Origin of the sequence: Vibrio sp. HENC-03, from assembly GCF_000305755.2 — a bacterium.
GTDB classification, from domain to species: domain Bacteria; phylum Pseudomonadota; class Gammaproteobacteria; order Enterobacterales; family Vibrionaceae; genus Vibrio; species Vibrio owensii.
The window spans coordinates 17354-37688 of record NZ_JH976127.1; the positions used below are offsets into that span (position 1 = coordinate 17354).

At 45.9% G+C, this 20335-nt stretch carries 18 protein-coding genes and 1 riboswitch; of the genes, 2 read left to right on the plus strand and 16 right to left on the minus strand.

Going from position 1 to position 20335, the window contains the following annotated elements; translation table 11 throughout:
• Window positions 1–118: 118 nt before the first annotated feature.
• Window positions 119–2284: a phosphate acetyltransferase gene (pta, locus tag VCHENC03_RS05820; protein WP_005439640.1), complete on the plus strand. Its 2166-nt coding sequence runs from the start codon at window positions 119–121 to the stop codon at window positions 2282–2284.
• A gap of 60 nt (window positions 2285–2344) precedes the next feature.
• Here pta and VCHENC03_RS05815 read toward each other — a convergent pair whose 3' ends face one another.
• From VCHENC03_RS05815 to moaA, 13 genes are all read right to left on the minus strand, one after another.
• Window positions 2345–2965 (minus strand): hypothetical protein, encoded by a 621-nt coding sequence (locus tag VCHENC03_RS05815; protein ID WP_020196378.1) that lies wholly within the window; start codon window positions 2963–2965, stop codon window positions 2345–2347.
• A 160-nt stretch (window positions 2966–3125) separates the two neighbouring features.
• Window positions 3126–4397 (minus strand): MgtC/SapB family protein, encoded by a 1272-nt coding sequence (locus VCHENC03_RS05810; protein ID WP_009707273.1) that lies wholly within the window; start codon window positions 4395–4397, stop codon window positions 3126–3128.
• 135 nt (window positions 4398–4532) lie between these two features.
• Complete coding sequence (locus VCHENC03_RS05805; protein WP_009707274.1) at window positions 4533–5477, minus strand: glutathione S-transferase family protein; 945 nt, start codon at window positions 5475–5477, stop codon at window positions 4533–4535.
• 184 nt (window positions 5478–5661) lie between these two features.
• A complete protein-coding gene (gene oppF, locus VCHENC03_RS05800) occupies window positions 5662–6654 on the minus strand; it encodes a murein tripeptide/oligopeptide ABC transporter ATP binding protein OppF (protein WP_005439644.1) in 993 nt (330 codons plus the stop codon).
• Complete coding sequence (locus VCHENC03_RS05795) at window positions 6651–7622, minus strand: ABC transporter ATP-binding protein (protein WP_009707275.1); 972 nt, start codon at window positions 7620–7622, stop codon at window positions 6651–6653. Before VCHENC03_RS05795 ends, oppF begins: the two co-directional genes overlap by 4 nt.
• Before the next feature lie 30 nt (window positions 7623–7652).
• Complete coding sequence (gene oppC / locus VCHENC03_RS05790; RefSeq protein WP_009707276.1) at window positions 7653–8555, minus strand: oligopeptide ABC transporter permease OppC; 903 nt, start codon at window positions 8553–8555, stop codon at window positions 7653–7655.
• A gap of 15 nt (window positions 8556–8570) precedes the next feature.
• The gene (gene oppB / locus VCHENC03_RS05785) at window positions 8571–9491 is read right to left on the minus strand and encodes an oligopeptide ABC transporter permease OppB (protein WP_005433208.1); all 921 of its coding nucleotides are present in this window, start codon (window positions 9489–9491) and stop codon (window positions 8571–8573) included.
• A 108-nt stretch (window positions 9492–9599) separates the two neighbouring features.
• On the minus strand, window positions 9600–11231 hold the full coding sequence (locus VCHENC03_RS05780) for an ABC transporter substrate-binding protein (protein WP_009707278.1): 1632 nt from the start codon (window positions 11229–11231) through the stop codon (window positions 9600–9602).
• 561 nt (window positions 11232–11792) lie between these two features.
• On the minus strand, window positions 11793–12248 hold the full coding sequence (gene moaE, locus VCHENC03_RS05775; protein WP_009707279.1) for a molybdopterin synthase catalytic subunit MoaE: 456 nt from the start codon (window positions 12246–12248) through the stop codon (window positions 11793–11795).
• Window position 12249: 1 nt separating this feature from the next.
• A complete protein-coding gene (gene moaD / locus VCHENC03_RS05770; protein ID WP_009707280.1) occupies window positions 12250–12507 on the minus strand; it encodes a molybdopterin synthase sulfur carrier subunit in 258 nt (85 codons plus the stop codon).
• Entirely contained in the window at window positions 12507–12983 is a 477-nt protein-coding gene (gene moaC, locus VCHENC03_RS05765; protein WP_005439664.1) for a cyclic pyranopterin monophosphate synthase MoaC, read from the minus strand. Before moaC ends, moaD begins: the two co-directional genes overlap by 1 nt.
• A gap of 26 nt (window positions 12984–13009) precedes the next feature.
• The gene (moaB, locus tag VCHENC03_RS05760) at window positions 13010–13522 is read right to left on the minus strand and encodes a molybdenum cofactor biosynthesis protein B (RefSeq protein ID WP_005433210.1); all 513 of its coding nucleotides are present in this window, start codon (window positions 13520–13522) and stop codon (window positions 13010–13012) included.
• 101 nt (window positions 13523–13623) lie between these two features.
• Window positions 13624–14613, minus strand: coding sequence for a GTP 3',8-cyclase MoaA (gene moaA / locus VCHENC03_RS05755; protein WP_009707281.1), 990 nt, complete (start codon window positions 14611–14613; stop codon window positions 13624–13626).
• Window positions 14602–14735: riboswitch (molybdenum cofactor riboswitch) on the minus strand. (Overlaps the previous gene by 12 nt.)
• 175 nt (window positions 14736–14910) lie before the next feature.
• Here moaA and VCHENC03_RS05750 point away from each other — a divergent pair.
• Window positions 14911–15804, plus strand: coding sequence for a YvcK family protein (locus VCHENC03_RS05750; protein ID WP_005439666.1), 894 nt, complete (start codon window positions 14911–14913; stop codon window positions 15802–15804).
• A gap of 97 nt (window positions 15805–15901) precedes the next feature.
• Here the strand turns inward: VCHENC03_RS05750 and luxU are convergent, their stop codons facing one another.
• The 3 genes from luxU to uvrB all read right to left on the minus strand — a co-directional run bounded on the left by luxU (window position 15902) and on the right by uvrB (window position 20003).
• Window positions 15902–16246 carry a quorum-sensing phosphorelay protein LuxU gene (luxU, locus tag VCHENC03_RS05745; protein ID WP_009707282.1) on the minus strand — a complete coding sequence of 115 codons (345 nt, stop codon included), beginning with the start codon at window positions 16244–16246 and terminating at the stop codon, window positions 15902–15904.
• Complete coding sequence (luxO, locus tag VCHENC03_RS05740) at window positions 16243–17646, minus strand: quorum-sensing sigma-54 dependent transcriptional regulator LuxO (RefSeq protein WP_005439670.1); 1404 nt, start codon at window positions 17644–17646, stop codon at window positions 16243–16245. Before luxO ends, luxU begins: the two co-directional genes overlap by 4 nt.
• Before the next feature lie 326 nt (window positions 17647–17972).
• Window positions 17973–20003 carry an excinuclease ABC subunit UvrB gene (uvrB, locus tag VCHENC03_RS05735; protein WP_005439672.1) on the minus strand — a complete coding sequence of 677 codons (2031 nt, stop codon included), beginning with the start codon at window positions 20001–20003 and terminating at the stop codon, window positions 17973–17975.
• Between the last annotated feature and the right edge of the window lie 332 nt (window positions 20004–20335).

Consider the following 20335-nt stretch of genomic DNA (forward strand, 5'->3'; position numbering starts at 1 on the left):
CTCGGCTAGCCAGTTTTTCTTCCAAAAGAATTTCTTAGGGGCTTAACTCCTATTCTCTGAATTATTCATGGAATAAGAGTTGAGCTTTTATCCCCCAATAGCTAAAGGTACTCTACGAATGTCTCGTACTATTATGCTTATCCCTGCAAGTGCTGGTGTTGGTCTAACTAGCGTAAGCATGGGTGTTCTTCGCGCAATGGAGCGCAAAGGCGTTAAGGTTTCTTTCTACAAACCAATTTCACAGCCACGTTCTGGCGGTGATCAACCTGATCTAACTTCAACTATCGTTGGTTACAACAGCGATATGAAGATCGGTCAACCACTAGCGATGTCTGTTGCTGAAAGCCTAATCGGTAACGACAACATGGACGAGCTGCTAGAAACTGTTGTTGAGCGTTACAACCAAATCAACAAAGATGCAGACGTAACGCTTATCGAAGGTCTAGTACCAACTCGTAAGCACCCATTCGCTAACCAAGTGAACGCGGAAATCGCAGCAACTCTAGGTGCGGAAATCGTTCTTGTTGCTACTCCTGGTACCGATAACCCAGCTCAACTTAAAGAGCGCATCGAAGTAGCATGTTCTAACTTCGGTGGTACTAAGAACAAGAACATCTCTGGCGTAATCATCAACAAGCTAAACGCACCTGTTGACGAAGCTGGCCGTACTCGCCCTGACCTATCTGAAATCTTTGACGATGCAGACAGCGCGAAGCAAAACGAAATGAAAGTGATGGAAATCTTCAACACTTCTCCAATTCGTGTACTAGGTTGCGTGCCATGGAGCATCGATCTTATCGCTACTCGTGCAATCGATATGGCTCAGCACCTAAACGCTGACATCATCAACGAAGGTGACATTGCGACTCGTCGTATCAAGAGCATCACTTTCTGTGCACGTTCTCTGCCAAACATGATTGAGCACTTCAAACCAGGTTCTCTACTTGTTACTTCAGCAGACCGTCCAGACGTAATCGTTGCAGCAGCACTTGCAGCAATGAACGGTGTTGATATCGGTGCAGTTCTATTGACTGGCGGTTACGACATCCCTGAAGAGATCACTGGTCTTTGTAAGCCAGCGTTCGAAACTGGTCTACCGATCTTCAAAGCACAAGGTAACACTTGGCAGACTTCTCTAAACCTACAGAGCTTCTCTATCGAAGTTCCTGCAGACGATAAAGAGCGTATCGAGTTCATCAACGAGCACGTTGCTGGTCACATCGACGGTAACTGGATCGAGTCTATGACCGAAGGCACTCAGAAGTCTCGTCGTCTGAGCCCACCAGCATTCCGTTACCAGCTAACTGAGTTCGCTCGTAAAGCTGGCAAACGTATCGTTCTTCCTGAAGGTGACGAGCCACGTACAGTTAAAGCTGCGGCTATCTGTGCTGAGCGCGGCATCGCTGAATGTGTGCTTCTAGGTAACCCAGACGAAATCCGTCGCGTTGCTGCACAACAAGGCGTTGAGCTAGGTGCTGGCGTAACTATCATCAACTCTGATGAAGTTCGTGAAAACTACGTTGCTCGTCTAGTTGAGCTACGTGGCGCTAAAGGTATGACTGAAGTTGTTGCTCGTGAGAAGCTACAAGATTCAGTATTCCTAGGCACAATGATGCTTGAGAACGACGAAGTAGACGGTCTAGTTTCTGGTGCGGTTCATACCACAGCAAACACTATCGTTCCTCCGTTCCAAATCATCAAGACTGCACCTGATGCGTCTATCGTATCTTCTGTATTCTTCATGCTACTACCTGACCAAGTATTGGTTTACGGTGACTGTGCGATTAACCCAGATCCAACAGCGGAACAGCTTGCTGAAATCGCTATCCAATCTGCTGATTCTGCAGCGGCATTCGGTATCGACCCTCGCGTTGCTATGATCTCTTACTCTACTGGTGAATCTGGTAAGGGTGCAGACGTAGATAAAGTACGTGAAGCAACTAAGATTGCTCAAGAGAAACGTCCAGATCTAGTGATCGACGGTCCTCTACAGTACGATGCAGCGATCATGGAAAACGTGGCAGCTTCTAAAGCGCCTAACTCTCCAGTAGCAGGTAAAGCAACAGTATTCGTATTCCCAGACCTAAACACTGGTAACACGACTTACAAAGCGGTACAACGTTCAGCAGACCTAGTATCTATCGGTCCAATGCTGCAAGGTATGCGCAAGCCTGTAAACGATCTATCTCGCGGTGCACTAGTAGACGATATCGTGTACACAGTTGCTCTAACTGCGATTCAGGCAGATCAAGCTGACCAAGCAAAAGAAAAAGCTGTTAACTAATTAACCGCATCTTTCTGAATGAAAAAACCTCGCCACGGCGAGGTTTTTTATTTCTTGTTGCTAGACAAGAATCGGGTCCATTGGACGGTTTAATTGATACTGCACGTTCAAATTCGTATTACTCGATCCAATATCCCTATACTTCCAACGAACACCTTCATTGAGCTGGCGAGCAACGACGGACTCTACGGTAAGCAAGTTATCATTTTCTATGATGAGCCTATCGCTATCACTACCACTTGAGGCTGCGCGATAGTGCGTCATGAACCAATCTCGTTTCAACATGTATTGACGCGCGTGACCAAACTCATGAATAAGTCCAACTGCTGGTGACTGCGTCCCTCTAGATACATTTTTGTTTGGCACACGACTGCGCCCGACGGGTTTGTTGCGCTTAATGTCGTTTACATTCAAGCTATCAAAAGGATTCCAAGTCACTAAACTGCCGCGAACATTGCAGCCTGCTTGTTTTACGATTTCTGCAGGAAAAAAGCTGCTAGTTGTGTCAGTTGTACAAAGTAACGTGACCTCTTCACCTCCCGAGAGGAAATCTAATAGTGCTGCGGCCGCGCTAGATTGGCGTAAATAGGCCACCGCGTCGTTATATTTAGTGATAGGTTGTTCCACGGTTTTCCATTTAAAGCCCGTACCTTCGACCACTCCTGGAAATACAGTAATCATATCGTTTCTTCCTTGTTCAGATTCCTGGTGCTTAGCACGAAAGCTCAGCACTTGGTGAATCAGTATAGAAAAAGGAATGAGTTTTACTTGATTGATAATTACAGATTGGAACCTAGCTCGCGACCTAATAAATTGTTTTTGCATCAGACTGTTATTTGTTCTAAAGCGCCAAATAGACAAGCCCACCCAAACAAACCGCACTCAACATAGGTGGAACAACCTTAGCCCACAGTTGACGAGCCCCTATCATAAGTACCATCCCCATCTTAACAATGGTATTCACTGACGCCGCGATAAATATCCCGAGCACAGCAACATCTATCGCCAAAGACTGAGTACTTTGTCGTCCTAAAGTCAGTGAAATAGCATCAACATCCGCAATCCCCGACACCGCAGATAGAACTAAGATACCTGCACTGCCAAACCAATCTGAAAGGGCATGAGATAACAACATAATGATCGCCAACACAACACCAAAGAACAGTGCTGATTGAAGCGCCAACGGGTTAGTCTGTTTGTTTGATTGCTCTATCTTCTCGACTTCACTTCGACGCCATATCCACCAAGCCGGCAAATAAAGTGCAATCATCATGACTAAGACAATCGGCCATAACAAACTCACTAATTGAGGATTGAGAACAGATAGGACAATCAACAAGCGAGGAAACATAGTGCCGCAACTCAACAAGATTCCGCTTGCGAGCAGAGGGCTGATACCTTCCTGCTCACGTGAAAGATGAGAGAACTGCAACGTCAGTGCGGTAGAAGAACTTAAGCCAGCGAAGACAGACGTAAACAATATGCCCCGCTTCGCTCCGCCGATCTTAATCGCGAAATAACCGACAAATGAAATACTGGCGATCAACACCACCATCCACCAGATCTCATAAGGGTTCAGAGCCTTCCAAGGACCATACGCTTGGTTAGGTAAAAGAGGCAATAAAACGATGGAAATAAGCAGAAGACGCAAAGCCGCATCAAGCTCGTACTCTTGAAGGCGCTGCAAAGCCTGATGAAGCTCTTTCTTGTTATCCAGCACAACTGCTGTGATGACTGCCGCCGCAGCAGCCAGCACCGCTTCACCTGAAACAGCCAGACTGCCAAGTACAAAGGTGATCACCAAACTGACCACGCCGGTGATGCTGATGTCCTCGCTCTTTTTTTGCTGAATAACAAACGCAATGCAAGCAAGAATCACCAAAGCAATAAGAGCAAAGCCGAGTAGCAAAGGCGTATACAGATTGGCAAGAATCCCAACCAAGCCACCAAGCAAACCGACTAAAGAGAAAGTGCGGATACCTGCAACGCGACTACCTTCGACGCTGTTGCGCATCACCCAGCCACGTTGGGTTCCCACAATCGCTCCCAAAAGCAGAGCAACAAACAGATTCCAAATTAGATGCTCGCCACTGACAAACTCATTGATATCCATACCCCACCTCAGTCAAAGATCGGTTGTTATATCATCAGTTTATGTGATCGGTAGGAAGAAGCTGTGATGGTGAGAAGATATTGAGAAAAAAGAAAAGGGCCACATCAAATGGCGCTTTTCTTTGAAGTTTTAAACTTAGATAGATTCTCGACCATGAGGCGAATCCAAATCTAATTCAGGGCCTTTGGGTACCACTTGTGTTGGGTTGATACCGGTATGACTGAAATAGTAGTGACGCTTAATGTGGTAGAAGTCTGTGGTTTCTGCAACGCCTTCTACTTGGTATAGCTCTTTCAAATAGCCTTGAATGTTTGCGTAATCGGCAATGCGTTGTTTATTACATTTGAAATGACCTACGTATACCGCATCAAAGCGAACAAGGGTCGTAAACAAGCGCCAATCTGCTTCGGTGATTTTATTGCCCGCTAGATAACGATGCGTTGCAAGGTGAGCGTCGATTTTATCCAGTGCAGCAAACAGTGAATCAAACGCTTCTTCGTAAGCTTCTTGCGTTGTCGCAAAACCACAACGGTATACGCCATTGTTCACGTTCGGATAAATGTAGTCATTCCACTCATCAATCACGCTTTGAAGTTGCTCTGGGTAATAATCATCATGATTGCCCGTTAACTCATTGAACTCGGAGTTGAACATACGGATGATTTCAGAAGACTCATTCGACACGATGGTGTTGGTCTTTTTGTCCCACAAAACCGGAACAGTAACGCGACCAGTGTAATCGGGCTTAGCTTGAGTGTAGATTTGGTGCATACGAGTATGGCCAAATAGTGGCTCAGGTAAACCCATCTGCCAACCTTCGCTGAGCATGTCTGGGCAAACAACCGTGACATCGATGTGCTTTTCCAACCCTTTGAGTTTGCGGAAGATCAGCGTGCGGTGCGCCCACGGACAAGCAAGAGAAACGTAAAGGTGGTAACGGCCCGTTTCAGGTTGGAATGTCGCATCGGGTTTGTTCTTTATCCAATTACGAAAGCCCGCATCTTCTCGAACGAACTTACCGCCATTAGATTTAGTCTCGTACCATACATCATGCCAAACGCCCTCAACTAACTTACCCATGACTGCTCTCCTCTTAATTTGTTTTCCACTATATTAGCGAATCACGCAAAGCTTATAATCCGGCCACTTAGTCCATCTTGTTCAAGAATTTCGAATGAACTAATTCCGGCCAATATCGTAGGCATAAAAAAAGCGCGACCCTATAAAAGGAGCCGCGCTTAAGCCCGTCACAGGCTGAATTTAATTACACTGCTACGTGTAGACAAGATACTGCGTGAACGTCTGAACCTTCGATGTGTGGTCTGGTCTTCGCACACTCATCCGTCGCTTGAGGACAACGAGTACGGAACACACAACCAGAAGGAGGATTAATTGGTGATGGTAGATCACCTTCTAACATCTGAATCTTCTTGCTGCGTTCAATTTCCGGATCCGGAATTGGAACCGCTGACATCAACGCACGTGTGTATGGGTGTTTTGGATCGGCAAACAATGCTTCCGCTTCACCCAGTTCAACAGCGTTACCTAGGTACATAACCAATACGCGGTCAGAGATGTGTTTCACCACTGACAAATCGTGCGCGATGAATACCAATGAAAGACCAAGCTCTTTTTGCAACTCTTTCAATAGGTTAACAACCTGAGCTTGAATCGATACGTCCAATGCTGATACCGGTTCGTCACAGATGATCATCTTCGGTTTTAGAATAAGCGCACGAGCGATACCAATACGTTGACACTGACCACCTGAGAACTCGTGTGGGTAACGGTTGATAACGTTTGGCAGTAGACCTACCTTCGCCATCATCTCTTTAACGCGGTCTTTCACTTCTTGCTTAGTCAGTTCTGGGTAGAACGTCTCTAGCGGCTCAGCGATGATGTCGCCCACTGTCATACGCGGGTTCAAAGAAGCCAAGGGATCTTGGAAAATCATTTGAATTTCTTTGCGCGTTTCACGGCGTTGGACGTCTTTCATCTTCGTTAGGTCTTGGCCTAACCAAACTACTTCGCCATCTGTTGCTTCAACCAAACCAATGATCGCGCGAGCAAACGTCGATTTACCACAACCAGACTCACCTACTACCCCAAGAGTCTCACCTTCGTATAGACGAACGTTTACGCCGTCTACCGCTTTTAGGCTTGAAGGTTTTGCCCAAGGCCATGCAGATTTTGATGCAATGCTGAAGTGAACTTTCAGATCAGATACATCCAGAATTAGTTTTTTGTCTGTACTCATTTGCTCCAAGCCTCCCATTCAGAAAAACATGCACGCTGACGGCCATCACCAAACGGCGTCAGAATTGGTGCTTCACGCTTACAACGATCCATCACACGGTGGCAGCGATCTTGGTAAGGACAGCCAGGTGGTAGACGAAGCAAGTTAGGCGGGTTGCCAGGAATCGTTGGTAGAATCTCGCCTTCTGTATCCAAACGAGGGATCGCCTTCAATAGACCTTCCGCGTAAGGGTGGCTTGGGTTGTAGAAGATTTCGTTCACAGTGCCGTACTCCATGGTACGACCTGCGTACATCACCAGTACTTTGTCACATGAACCAGCAACAACACCAAGGTCGTGCGTGATCATGATGATTGCAGTGTTGAACTCAGATTTCAGTTCGTTCAGCAGATCCATGATCTGCGCTTGAACCGTAACGTCCAATGCCGTCGTTGGCTCATCCGCAATAAGCAGTTTTGGACGACACAGTAGCGCCATTGCGATCATTACACGCTGACGCATACCGCCTGAGAACTCGTGTGGGTACATGGTGATACGCTTACGAGCTTCTGGGATTTTAACCGCTTCAAGCATGCGAACCGACTCTTCGAACGCTTCTGCTTTACCCATACCTTTGTGCAGCATCAGAACTTCCATCAGCTGGTCACTAACTTTCATGTATGGGTTAAGAGACGTCATTGGGTCTTGGAAGATCATCGCGATCTGTTCTGCACGAACCTTGTTCAGCGCTTTTTCTGGCAGATTAAGGATCTCGTTTCCTTCAAACTTCGCGCTACCAGAAATGATACCGTTCTTCGCTAGCAAACCCATGATAGCGAATACGGTTTGTGATTTACCTGAACCCGACTCACCTACGATACCTAGGGTTTCACCTTGGTTTAGGGAGAAGTTCAAATCGTTTACTGCGGTTACGATACCATCTTGCGTGGTAAATTCGACGCGCAGATCTTTGACATCTAATAAACTCATCATTGCTTCCTTTATTCTTTCTATTTTTAATTATCTGTCTTTTGGATCCAGCGCATCGCGCAGACCGTCACCAACGTAGTTGAAGCAGAATAGAGTCACAACCATGAATACTGCTGGGAACGCCAGCTGCCAGATTGCCACTTCCATTGTTTGCGAACCTTCTTGTAGAAGTGCGCCCCAACTTGTCATTGGTTCCTGTACACCAAGACCAAGGAATGAAAGGAATGATTCAGTCAGAATCATGCTTGGGATAAGTAGTGTTGAGTAAACCGCTACGATACCCAGTACGTTTGGAACGATGTGGCGAGTGATGATCTTCCACTTGCTCACACCACAAACGTGTGCCGCTTCAATAAATTCTTTACTACGTAGACTTAGCGTTTGGCCACGTACGATACGAGCCATATCTAGCCACGCAATAGCACCGATAGCGACGAAGATAAGAACGATGTTACGGCCGAAGAATGTTACTAGTACGATAACTAGGAACATGAACGGAACCGCGTATAGGATTTCAAGAATACGCATCATGATACGGTCAACTTTACCGCCGATGAAGCCAGAAGCCGCACCGTAAAGCGTACCAATCACAACCGCAACCAATGCACCTAGAACACCAACCATTAGAGAGATACGACCGCCAATCAGCGTACGTACGTAAAGGTCACGACCTAAGCTGTCAGTACCGAACCAGTGCTCAGCACTTGGACCAACGTGCATTGCGTACCAGTCTGTATCGTCAAATGTGTAAGGTGCCAGCATTGGCAGGAAGATTACCGCAAGGGTCATCAATGCAAGAATGAACAAGCTCACCATCGCCGCTTTGTTACGCATAAAGCGGATGCGGGCGTCTTGCCACAAACTACGGCCTTCAACTTCCAGGTTCTCTGCAAATTTCTCGACCGCTTCAAGATTCTCTTTTTTCGTTAACATAACCATACTTCCCTGTTAGTAGCGAATTTTCGGGTCAATCATTGCTAGCAGAATATCAACGATAGCGTTGAACAAGATGAATAGGAAACCAATCAAAATGGTTACACCCATTACTAGCGAGTAGTCACGGTTGAAGGCTGCGTTTACAAACAGCTTACCAATACCTGGCAGACCAAAGATGGTCTCAACAACTACCGAGCCGGTGATAATGCCGACAAACGCAGGTCCCATGTAAGACACTACAGGAAGCAGGGCTGGTTTTAATGCGTGTTTCAAGATGATGTAACGGTAGCTTAGACCTTTCGCACGGGCAGTTCGGATAAAGTTACTGTTCAATGTCTCGATCATTGAACCACGAGTGATACGAGCAAACGTGGCGACATAAAGCAGTGACATTGCAATCACTGGCAGCACCAAATATTGCCATGAGCCATCATGCCAACCGCCTGCAGGGAATAAATTCCAGTGGAGCGAGAACAAGTAAATCAAAGCTGGCGCCAACACGAAGGATGGCATTACTACCCCAAGCATCGCCGTAGACATAATAGTGTAGTCAAGCCACGAGTTTTGTTTGAGCGCGGCTATGGTCCCGATCGTCACCCCCAGAATGACCGTGAAGATAAAGGCAATGAAACCTACCTTCGCCGATACTGGTAGTGCTACCGAGATTAGCTCGTTTACTGTGTAATCTAAGTATTTGAATGAAGGACCAAAGTCGCCTTGGACAACGTTAGTCAAGTACGTGGTGTACTGCTCAAATACTGGCTTATCTAGGCCGTATTTGGCTTCAATGTTCGCCATAACTTCTGGCGGTAATGGACGCTCGCTCGAGAATGGGTTACCCGGTGCGAAACGCATAAGAAAGAAAGATACGGTGATCAAAACCAACATTGTTGGGATCGCCTCAAATATCCTTTTTGCGATGAATTTAAGCATAAACTCACTCTTTCAGTCTGTGACAGTTAAAAAAATTGATGATAGGCACCGCACGTCCCGTTTTTGGGACGTGTGGGCCTTATTCTTATAGTCTTGAAGCGACTTTAATTAGTCTGCTTTGATGTAAAGATCTTTGGTGTAGATCTTTTCTTCCGCGTTGTTAGCAGGGAAACCACCAACGTGCGGGTTTAGTAGACGAGAACGAACGTACTGGTAGATAGGCGCGATAGGCATATCTTGAGCCATCAGTTGCTCAGCTTCTAGGTAGATCTTGGTACGCTCTTCTTCTGAAGTCGACTTGATCGCTTTGTCGATCAGAGCATCGTACTCTTTGTTACCCCAGTGCTGACCACCAGTTGTGTTCGAGCTAACCATAAGGGTTAGGAATGAAGATGCTTCGTTGTAGTCACCACACCAACCAGCGCGTGCTACTTCGAAATCACCTTGGTCTTTCGTAGATAGGTAAGTTTTCCACTCTTGGTTTTCTAGCGTTACGTCTAGACCTAGAGTTTTCTTCCACATAGAACCAAGCGCTACTGCCAGTTTCTTGTGGTTCTCATCGGTGTTGTATAGAAGAGAGAACTTAAGAGGGTTGTCTTTGCCGTAACCCGCTTCTGCCAATAGGCGTGCCGCTTCTTCGTTACGCTCTTTTTGCGTCATCTTGCCGTAAGCTGGTAGCTCAGGGTTGAAGTGCGCAGTGATTTCAGGCGTTAGGAAGTAAGCAGGCTTCTGACCTTGGCCAAGAATCGCGTTTGCTACGATGTTACGGTCAATTGCGTAAGAAATCGCTTTACGAACGCGAACGTCATTGAAAGGCTCTTTCTTAGTGTTGAATGAGTAGTAGTAAGTACACAGGCTGCCCTCAACCGATACTGACTCTGGGTGCTCTTTCTTCAGACGCTTAAAGTGCTCAGTCGGCAGTTTAGACGTGAAGTCGATTTCACCAGATAGGAAACGGTTCATTTCAGCAACGCCGTTTTCGATTGGAAGGTACGTTACTTTGTTGATAACAGTTTTGTCGTTATCCCAGTACTGTTCGTTACGAACAAGCTCTAGACGCTCGTTCACAACCCAGTTGTTTACTACATAAGCGCCGTTACCTACGAAGTTTTCTGGTTTCGTCCATTGATCACCAAACTTCTCAACTGTCGCTTTGTGTACTGGTTTCATTGTTGTGTGACCAGCCATCATTACAAAGTAAGGAACCGCTGTGTCTAGCTCAACCACAAGTGTGTGGTCGTCTGTCGCTTTAACACCTAGCTCGCTCTTGTCTTTTTTGCCTGCAACGATGTCTTTCGCGTTTTTCATCTTGGTGTATTCCATGTACCAAGAGTATGGCGAAGCGGTTGCAGGATCGACTGCACGCTGCCAGCTGTATACGAAATCTTGTGCTGTTACAGGATCGCCGTTAGACCATTTAGCGTCTTTACGTAGGTGGAAAGTGAAAGTTTTGTTGTCTGAGGTTTCCCAGCTCTCAGCTACACCAGGGATAGTGTCGCCGTCTGCATTTTGGTTCACTAAGCCTTCAAGGAGATCACGAATCACATGCGACTCTGGAACACCTTGAGATTTGTGCGGGTCAATTGTTGCAACTTCGGTACCGTTACCGCGAACGATTTCTTGTTTCTCAGCAAGTTTAGTGCCTGCTGGAACGTCAGCAGCGAAAGCGGTAGTAGAAGAGGCAGCCACTGCCAGACCAGCACCTAGAAGAAGGGCTTGGGTGATTTTGTTCTTATACATGCGTAAAACTCCAAGTTTTTCATTAGCATCCATGACTTCTCTGTAAGGGACTGGAACGGTCAGAATTTTAGAATTTTTTAGCGCACTTTTTGAGCACAAAACACTAAAACCTTACAAAGACTGCGGCACACATTAGCAACCATTGAAGTAATTTGCCATAAAAATGTAGCAAAAAAACTAATAATTCTGTAAATAGCGCCCATATTTAGCAATAAATACCGCACAAAAAGTATTGAGTAGAGAAATACAGATTCGCATGGTCATTTGACAGGCAAAACTTTCGATAAATCTAAATTCAAACTCTTTGATAGCATCTTATGCTAGATATATGTACAAAAATTAACATTTATGACACATTGAGTCTAATTAATAATTGCATATATCTCGTTCGATATTTTTTATTGTGAACAAGGTCACCGAGAGGAGAAAGAGAGGAAAAATGGTGGTTTTGACCGCAAGTGAGAGTAGAAAATGAGCTCGCTTTGAACGCTAAAAAAACAAAAAGCCAGACGCTATTAACATCTGGCTTTAAACGATTTGCTAGCAGAATAAAAAACTACCCTACTTTTCCCAACGCTGTGCAGCTTGATGATCGGTATCGCGAGACTCAATCCAGCGGTTTTCACTGGTGGTGCGCTCTTTTTTCCAGAATGGTGCTTTAGTCTTTAGAAAGTCCATAATGAACTCGCAAGCATCAAATGCCGCACCACGATGTGCACTAGACACACCAACAAAAACGATTTGGTCACCAGTATCGAGATCACCAATACGGTGAATAACGCGAACGCCTAACAAAGGCCAACGTGATTCCGCCTCATCACAGATGTCGATCAGGCTTTTCTCCGTCATACCCGGATAATGCTCTAGGTGAAGACCAATCACGTTGTCGCCAAGGTTCATATCACGAACTTTACCGATGAAGGTCACTACCGCACCAGAAGACGTGCCTTCTGATAGACGTTGGTATTCTTGATCGACCGAAAAGTCTTCAGCTTGTACAGAAACGCGAGGATCCATATTAGCCCCCTGTTACCGGTGGGAAGAAGGCGACTTCATCACCCGCTTTCACTGCTGTATCTAGAGGTACGATGGACTGGTTTACCGCTGCCAGTAACTTACCTGGTTCTAGCGCTAAATCCCACTTGCCTTCTTTGTCAGCACCTGACTCAACAAGGTGAGCTCGAATGGCTTCTACATTATCAAACTGGCCTTCAAGTTCTAGACCATCCATACCAACTAGCTCTCGCGTTTGAGCAAAGAAAAGTACTTTAATCATTATTCCGCCTTGAAGTGTCCAGATTTGCCGCCCGTCTTCTCTAGGAGACGAACTTGTTCAATAACCATGTCTTTCTGCACCGCTTTACACATATCGTAAATCGTTAACGCCGCCACTGAAGCCGCCGTCAGCGCTTCCATTTCTACGCCTGTTTTACCCGCTAGCTTACATACAGATTCGATACGTACTTTGTTTTCTGCTTCGATAGCTTCCAGTTGAACTTCAACCTTAGAAAGCAACAGAGGGTGACAAAGAGGAATCAAATCCCATGTTTTCTTAGCTGCTTGAATACCAGCAATACGAGCCGTCGCAAACACATCACCTTTGTGGTGTTGGCCTGAAACAATAAGTTGCAGTGTTTCTGGAGCCATGTGCACGAACGCTTCAGCGCGTGCTTCACGAACGGTTTCCGCTTTTGCTGAGACGTCCACCATGTTAGCTTCGCCAGACGCGTTGATATGTGTAAATTGGGTCATTGTTTTTCCTTCGCTTTTAGGAAAGGTTATACAGATAGGTGTGGCATGAAGTTACAAGGACGATGGCTTGCATCTAGCTGTTGCTTGATGATCTTCGTCCAACCAGTACGGCACGCACCAGTAGAACCTGGCATTGCAAAGATAACAGTGTGGTTAGCGAAACCAGCAATCGCACGAGATTGAATGGTTGAAGTACCAATTTCTTCATAAGAAACCAAACGGAACAGCTCACCAAAGCCTTCTACTTCTTTATCGAATAGAGGCTTAAGTGCTTCTGGAGTGCTGTCACGTGAAGTGAAACCAGTACCACCAGTGATCATGATTGCTTGTACGTTTTCATCCGCAATCCACTGGGAAACGATCGCACGGATCTTGTACATATCGTCAATTACGATTTGCTTATCAACGACGTTATGACCTGCTTCCTTCGCGTGTTCAACTAGGTAACCACCAGAGGTGTCGTTTTCTTCAGTACGAGTGTCAGATACCGTTAGAACGGCAATGTTTGCAGGTTGAAATTTGCTTTCAGCGTGACCCATTTGTTCACCTATTCTTTAATTTGCTTTTTGATACGCAAGGTATCGATTCTGGAAAAATCATCAGAAGCCACGTCTGCTCCTGATGTGAAATCTGATTGGAATTAACCGCCGATAGACGCGAGATGTGGCGTCATACCTGTGTTGCCATCGTGCAAGAAGTGACTCACGGATTTCGTTTGCAGCTGCGCTTGAATACGTTCAATCAATTCATTTTCTTGCTCGTCACGCTCTAGTAGGTCACGCAGCTCCACGCCATGGTCACCGAACAGACACAGATGCAGTTTACCCAAAGCGGATACACGAAGTCGGTTACAGCTCTCACAGAAGTCTTTTTCGTATGGCATGATCAGGCCAATTTCACCCTTATAATCTGGATGAACAAATACCTGTGCAGGACCATCATTATGAGAACGTACTTTGAGTAACCAACCATTGGCAATTAATTGATTGCGGATAGCGACACCAGAAACATGGTGCTTAGCAAACAGACCATCCATTTCTCCCGTCTGCATTAGCTCGATAAAACGCAGTTGGATAGGACGGTCTTTAATCCAGTTGAGGAAAGCAGGTAGCTCGTTGTGGTTGAGGTCTTTCATTAGTACCACATTAACTTTAACTTGCTCATAACCCACTTCAAATGCACGTTCGATACCATTCATCACTTCAGTGAACTTATTTTCACCTGTGATTTGATGGAACATACGCGGGTCAAGGCTATCCACACTCACGTTGATGTTGGTCAAGCCAGCTTCACGCCAGTCAGCAACTTGTTTTGCCATACGGTAGCCATTGGTCGTTGTCGCGACCTTTTTAATACCCGGCGTGGTTGCTACTGAGTGGATAATGTCAGTAAAGTCTTTGCGTAAACTCGGCTCACCACCTGTGATACGTACCTTTGAGGTACCACAATCTGCAAACGCTTTTACGACACGTTTGATCTCTGGGAGAGAAAGAAATGACGAGTTTTTATTGCCCGATGGCTTATAGCCGTCAGGAAGGCAATAGGTACATTTAAAATTACATACGTCAGTCACTGACAGACGCAAGTAATAGAACTTACGATGAAATTTGTCTTCGAATTGTTGCGCCACGGAACACCTTTCCAAACACGGGAGGCATAATCATTTCCAAGTATGCCCTTGTGACAGTATGTCACTGGCTCAAGACGCTTATCCTAGGACTTAGCATAGTGAGCTCGGAGTTATGGCAACCAGAGGAGGTAAACCCCTGATAGCTTTGCCGTGTAAAATACTTAATATTTGTAATGGAATCCAGACTTGAGTGATAAAAAACTCTCTAGAAACACAATTTACCGCTTAGTGAGTACCCCTTTGGCACTCATTAAGTTAAATTGTAGTCGTTTTTTACAAGATTATTAGAAGAACGTAATGAATATCTACACCGATAAGAAAGTGGTCGCAGTTGGCGGTGGTCACGGTTTGGGCCGTATGTTGGCGGCGTTAAAAGATTTTGGCAGCAATGCAACAGGCATTGTGGCAACAACCGATAACGGCGGTTCAACTGGTCGCATCCGTCATTGTCAGGGGGGTATTGCTTGGGGTGACACGCGCAACTGTATCAATCAGTTAATCACCGAGCCATCGATCAGTTCAATGATGTTCGAGTACCGCTTTAAAGGTACTGGTGAACTCGACGGACACAACCTCGGTAACCTAATGCTGACCGCTCTGGATAACCTATCGGTACGCCCTCTCGATGCGATCAACCTTATCCGCAACATGCTCAAAGTGGACGTTCACATTCTTCCTATGTCTGAGCACCCTTCCGATCTCACCGCGTTGTCAGTGGATGGGCAGTGGGTGACGGGTGAAACCAACGTTGATGAGATGGACACCGATTTACGTCGCCTCGATCTGTCGCCAGAAGTCCCGGCAACGAAAGAAGCCGTTACTGCACTGGCAGAAGCAGACGTAATTATTCTTGGCCCTGGTAGCTTCTTAACAAGCATCATGCCGCCACTGCTGTTGCCAGAACTTGGTAAAGCGATTGCCGCTAACCAAAAAGCAAAAGTGATTTTTGTGGCGAACTTAAGCCCGGAATATGGCCCTGCAGGTCGAATGACGATGAAGCAAAAGCTTGAATGGTGTGAGCGCGCTTGCCAAGGCAGAAAAATAGATGTTGTATTAGCAGAAGAGACCGAACAAGAAGTTCTAGATAACTGGAACGTTGTCACTGAATCATTGGCGTCGACTAACCGCGATTGGCGTCACGACCGTGAAAAGCTGAAGCTTGCGATTGAGAGCCAGTTACTCACTGATTAACTATCATTAAGCAAAGTTCATAAAAAAGCCCTTCTACATCGGAAGGGCTTCTTGTTTATGTACAGCTGTTATTGCTTTCTTTGGTTATCTGAGTTGGTTACTTTGTCCAAGAGCGGTAAGTATCGCGAGTCACATGCAATAAATCGAGCATCTCACCAACTTCACTCCCCTGCTCTACCAACTGATTTGCTTTGGCTTGCTTATCAATGGCAATAGCCAGTTCACACAGTCGATCAGCACCAAAACTCGCTGCGCTGCTCTTCAACGCGTGGCTTATCTCTTTTAAGTAAACCAACTGCTCAGTACCTACAAGAGTGGATAGGTTGCTGATGTAGGTATCCATTTCCCCAAGAAAAATATCAAGCAAAACAGGAACATTATCACGGCCAATTTCGGCAGAGAGTTCTTCAATTTTTTGCTGATTTAATACGTCCGTACTCATACGTTCTGTTTTTCGTCCTTGCTATTCCAAGCTTGCAACTTGCGATAAATCGTCGAAGGGCTGACATCTAGGTAGCCCGCAGCGCGTGGAATGTTGCCGTCACACGCCTGAATCGCCTGCTCGATGGCCATTTTTTCAGTCATCCAAAGCGGCATAATGTCTGACACCGTCATGATTTCAGGTTCAATAAATTTTGAAATCGATTGACGAACCACCGGTTGATTCAGTGGTGGTGGCAGCATGTCCAACGTAATTTCTTTGCCGTTGTTCAGTACCACAATATTACGCAGTACGTTTTGCAACTGACGAACGTTACCCGGCCATTCGTAACTGTTGAAACGTTCAATCACATCTTGTGCAAAACGGATAAAACTCTTGCCTTCCTCGTGAGACATATAACCCAGTAGCGAATACGCAATTTCAATCACGTCTTCGCCGCGCTCACGCAACGGTGGAAGGTGCAAAGGAATCACGTACAAACGGTAGTACAAGTCTTCACGGAAACGGCCTTCTTGCACTTCTTTCCAAGGGTCGCGGTTGGTCGCACATACGAATCGCACGTCGACACTCTTCATCTTTGAAGAGCCCACTTTTTGGAAAGTACCCGTTTGGATAAAGCGCAATAACTTAGTTTGAAGATCTAAGTCCATTTCACACAATTCATCAAGGAACAGCGTGCCACCATCGGCAAGCTCAGCCGCACCTTGACGATCATTCGCAGCACCGGTAAACGCGCCTTTTACGTGACCAAACAATTCACTTTCAATCAGATCTTTCGGGATCGCAGCACAGTTAATAGCGATAAACGGCTTATCGCCACGTTTGCTTGCTGCGTGAATCGCTTCGGCACACACTTCTTTACCGGTACCACTTTCACCTGTGATGAAAATACTCGCTTTACTGCTCGCAGCGGAGTCAATGGTGCGGTAAACCTGCTGCATGGTTTGGCTACTGCCGATAAAGCCTTGGTAATTTTGGTTACCCGGGTTATCCGCTTCATTCTTAAGCTTGGTTGCTTTGCGAATTGCGTTGTTCACCGTGACACGAAGACGGTCGGCTTCACATGGTTTGATTAAGAAGTCTTGAGAACCGTGACGCATCGCTTCTACCGCTGTATCGATAGAGCCATGTGCAGTCATAAAGATGATTGGCACGTCTGGGTGGCTTTTCTTCACCGCGTGCAATACGTCCATCCCCGTCATATCAGGTAAGCGGAGATCGAGCAGAATCAGATCGGGAATTCGATGGTTCAGGCTTTCGATGGCGTCTCTGCCTGTTCCAACAATATTAATATCGATGCCGAGAGGCGTCAGGTAAGAACGGTACAATGCCGCAACGGATGCGGTGTCTTCTACCATTAGTAGATAACGAGACTTTTGACCTTCTGTTATTTGTTGCATAGCCTAGCCGATTTTTTGTTGTGTTTTAAATAATAATCGCATTACGCTTTGCATTTTGCAAATAATCATTTGTTGGATTGTGGGTATTCTAACCAAATTAAACCGAATATCAACAGGTTAAATAGTGGCACAAACCATGCTGTATAAATAATGACCCCTCGGGTCACCTAGCCAACTGACGTTGTTAGTGAACGACATGTTCACAAAACGAGCCAATAGACCCGACTGCCTATTGGCTTCTTTTTTGTCTGTTGAACAGGGGGATAATAAAATGCCCAAGCACCGTCTGTAGACATAAGCACTTGGGCATTGTAAGGCGCGTTGAATTAGCTATTGGCAATGAACTGAGCGCGCAACTTCTCTATCTCATCACGTTTTTGGGCTGCCAACTCAAACTCAAGATCTTGAGCATGTTGGTACATCGCCGCTTCTAAGCGACTGATCTCTTTCTCCAACTGCTGCGGAGACATAATCTCGTAGGTTTGCGAAGGTTCAGCCACTTTCGATAGCGGCACTTGCTTAGTATTGCGCTGACGCTTCGACTTAGTGATATCACCCAATTCCATGATATCTTTAATATTGCGCTTCAAGGCCTGAGGCTCAATACCCATCTCTGCGTTATACGCTTTTTGCTTCTCACGACGACGATCCGTTTCGTCCATCGCTTTCTTCATCGACTTAGTGATCGAATCCGCGTACAGAATCGCTTTGCCTTCGATGTTACGAGCAGCACGACCAATGGTCTGAATCAGTGAACGTTCGGAGCGCAAGAAACCTTCTTTATCCGCATCTAGGATTGCCACTAGTGAAACTTCTGGCATGTCCAAACCTTCTCTTAACAAGTTGATCCCCACCAGCACATCGAACTCGCCTAAACGAAGGTCGCGAATGATTTCAACACGTTCTACCGTATCAATATCAGAGTGAAGGTAACGAACTCTCACATCGTGCTCATGTAGGTATTCGGTCAAGTCTTCTGCCATACGCTTGGTTAACGTCGTCACCAGAACGCGTTCATCTTTCGCCGCTCGAATTCGAATTTCAGACAACAAATCATCAACCTGAGTCGCTACCGGACGTACTTCCAACTCTGGGTCAAGCAGACCTGTCGGACGTACCACCTGATCAGCAATTTCATCGGCTGATTTTTCAAGCTCGTAGTTACCCGGTGTCGCCGAGACAAATATCGTCTGCGGAGAAATCGCTTCAAACTCTTCGAACTTCATCGGACGGTTATCCAATGCAGAAGGCAGGCGGAAACCAAACTCCACCAGCGTCTCTTTACGTGAACGGTCACCTTTATACATGGCACCAATTTGCGGAACCGTAACGTGGGACTCATCGATGATCAGCAAACCATCGTGAGGCAAATAATCAAATAGTGTCGGTGGCGGCTCACCTTCCGCTCGTCCACTCAAGTAACGAGAGTAGTTTTCGATACCTGAACAGAAGCCCAGCTCGTTCATCATCTCAATATCGAACTGAGTTCGTTGGCTGATGCGTTGCTCTTCTAGAAGCTTGTTATTATCCAGAAGCTGCTTCTTACGCACTTCAAGCTCGTCTTTAATGCTTTCAATGGCATCAAGAATACGCTCACGTGGCGTAACATAGTGCGTCTTTGGATAAATGGTATAGCGCGGAAGGTCGCGCTGCTTGACCACACCAGTCAATGGGTCGAATACGCTGATGCAATCGACTTCATCGTCAAACATCTCTACGCGTACCGCATCTTGGTCTGATTCGGCTGGGAAGATGTCTATCACTTCACCTCGAACACGGAATTGGCCACGCTCAAATGCAACGTCATTGCGTGAGTATTGCAGCTCTGCAAGACGGCGTAGCATATCGCGCTGGTCAATCACATCACCGCGACGTAAGTGCAGCATCATTTGTAGATACGATTCAGGGTCACCCAAACCATATATAGCCGATACTGACGCGACAATAATGGCATCTTTACGTTCTAGTAGTGCTTTTGTAGCGGACAAACGCATTTGTTCAATATGCGCGTTAACTGAAGCGTCTTTCTCTATAAAGGTATCCGTGGTCGGAACGTACGCTTCTGGTTGGTAGTAGTCGTAGTACGACACAAAGTATTCCACCGCGTTATTGGGGAAGAAAGACTTCATTTCGCCGTACAATTGAGCAGCTAAGGTTTTGTTAGGGGCAAGAAGAATCGCTGGTCGCTGTGCTTCTGCGATAACATTTGCCAATGTGAATGTTTTACCAGAGCCAGTTACGCCCAATAATGTCTGATGGGCAAGACCTGCATCTAACCCTTCTAACAACTGCTTAATCGCGGTTGGCTGATCACCGGATGGTTGATATTCAGAGACCAGTTCATAAACTTTACTCATACCCTTCCTTAAATTTACTGCACTTTGGCTGTATATATATACACCTTGTTAGATGAAATCTACGTCTATTTTAGATTTATAGCTCATTGTAATTAATTTTTGCGCTTTCTTTACTTTGATCTAGCCTTACTCAGGCGACTCTGTTATAGTCTTTCGCCCTAGTTGATGAACGTCCCCAAATCATCACAATTTAGTTTCCACAACTTTTCCCCAGAAACACCCAATATTATCCTTTATCCCCAAAAGACCAAATCTTATCCACTTTAAGCAATTTTGCGTCGATTTAAATAAATCACTGTTTTATATGATTATTCAGTGCATATTTCTGATTA

Coding starts and splice junctions, on each gene's coding strand:
- luxO (WP_005439670.1), bottom strand. CDS start 17,646: ATGCAACAAATAACAGAAGGTCAAAAGTCTCGTTATCTACTAATGGTA.
- VCHENC03_RS05810 (WP_009707273.1), bottom strand. CDS start 4,397: ATGGATATCAATGAGTTTGTCAGTGGCGAGCATCTAATTTGGAATCTG.
- uvrB (WP_005439672.1), bottom strand. CDS start 20,003: ATGAGTAAAGTTTATGAACTGGTCTCTGAATATCAACCATCCGGTGAT.
- VCHENC03_RS05795 (WP_009707275.1), bottom strand. CDS start 7,622: ATGAGTTTATTAGATGTCAAAGATCTGCGCGTCGAATTTACCACGCAA.
- moaB (WP_005433210.1), bottom strand. CDS start 13,522: ATGGGTCACGCTGAAAGCAAATTTCAACCTGCAAACATTGCCGTTCTA.
- pta (WP_005439640.1), top strand. CDS start 119: ATGTCTCGTACTATTATGCTTATCCCTGCAAGTGCTGGTGTTGGTCTA.
- VCHENC03_RS05780 (WP_009707278.1), bottom strand. CDS start 11,231: ATGTATAAGAACAAAATCACCCAAGCCCTTCTTCTAGGTGCTGGTCTG.
- VCHENC03_RS05750 (WP_005439666.1), top strand. CDS start 14,911: ATGAATATCTACACCGATAAGAAAGTGGTCGCAGTTGGCGGTGGTCAC.
- moaC (WP_005439664.1), bottom strand. CDS start 12,983: ATGACCCAATTTACACATATCAACGCGTCTGGCGAAGCTAACATGGTG.
- oppC (WP_009707276.1), bottom strand. CDS start 8,555: ATGTTAACGAAAAAAGAGAATCTTGAAGCGGTCGAGAAATTTGCAGAG.
- moaD (WP_009707280.1), bottom strand. CDS start 12,507: ATGATTAAAGTACTTTTCTTTGCTCAAACGCGAGAGCTAGTTGGTATG.
- VCHENC03_RS05805 (WP_009707274.1), bottom strand. CDS start 5,477: ATGGGTAAGTTAGTTGAGGGCGTTTGGCATGATGTATGGTACGAGACT.
- oppB (WP_005433208.1), bottom strand. CDS start 9,491: ATGCTTAAATTCATCGCAAAAAGGATATTTGAGGCGATCCCAACAATG.
- moaE (WP_009707279.1), bottom strand. CDS start 12,248: ATGGATCCTCGCGTTTCTGTACAAGCTGAAGACTTTTCGGTCGATCAA.
- luxU (WP_009707282.1), bottom strand. CDS start 16,246: ATGAGTACGGACGTATTAAATCAGCAAAAAATTGAAGAACTCTCTGCC.
- VCHENC03_RS05815 (WP_020196378.1), bottom strand. CDS start 2,965: ATGATTACTGTATTTCCAGGAGTGGTCGAAGGTACGGGCTTTAAATGG.
- oppF (WP_005439644.1), bottom strand. CDS start 6,654: ATGAGTACAGACAAAAAACTAATTCTGGATGTATCTGATCTGAAAGTT.